1 protein-coding gene and 1 pseudogene are annotated in these 699 nt (G+C 41.1%); both read right to left on the bottom strand.

Features of this window, described 5'->3' with window-relative positions; translation table 11 throughout:
• Positions 1-108, bottom strand: a pseudogene (locus GMD1S_RS11890) (peptide-methionine (S)-S-oxide reductase); the annotation flags it as partial.
• Between the two features lie 9 nt (positions 109-117).
• Positions 118-681, bottom strand: coding sequence for a redoxin family protein (locus tag GMD1S_RS08570; RefSeq protein WP_000759256.1), 564 nt, complete (start codon positions 679-681; stop codon positions 118-120).
• Between the last annotated feature and the right edge of the window lie 18 nt (positions 682-699).

Raw genomic sequence — 699 nt, 5'->3', positions numbered from 1 at the left:
TTGCGAGCTATCTGTCTGCCCTGCATTTCGCATCAATAGAAAATAGAAACCGGTTATGGCTAGGAGAATAACCCCTGCCAAGACAAAAAGTTTTACTTTATCATTCATAGCCTTTCTCTACCCCATTTCTTTCAATTCTTTTAAAATCATATCCTTATCCATAAAACCTGGTTGTGTTTTGACCAGCTTGCCTTCCTTGTCTATAAAGGCTTGAGTCGGGTAGGAACGGACACCATAACTTTCCAAAAGTTTGCCTGATGGATCAATTAGAACTGGAAAATTTTTATAATCCAAGCCCTTGTACCAATTCTTAAAGTCCGCTTCAGATTGCTCCCCCTTATGACCAGGAGAGACCACTGTCAAAACTACATAGTCATCACCAGCATCCTTAGCGATTTCGTCCGTATCTGGAAGGCTGGCTAGACAGATGGAACACCAAGAAGCCCAGAATTTGAGATAAACTTTCTTGCCCTTGTAATCAGATAAACGATAGGTCTTGCCATCTACACCTGTCAATTCAAAATCAGCGACTTCCTGACCTTTAGTCGCAGTTTGTGAACTAACTTGTTCTGTTTTGGATTGCTCCTTCATAGTAGACTCGTCTGACATGTTTTTAGCCGAACAGGCTGCCAAACAACAGATTGAGCCTACTCCAAGGAGACATGTTTGCCATTTTTTCATTTCTTTTTCCTCTCTATT

Source organism: Streptococcus sp. GMD1S, from assembly GCF_000296875.1.
Lineage (GTDB): Bacteria > Bacillota > Bacilli > Lactobacillales > Streptococcaceae > Streptococcus.
This window is presented reverse-complemented; position numbering and strand designations above follow the sequence as displayed.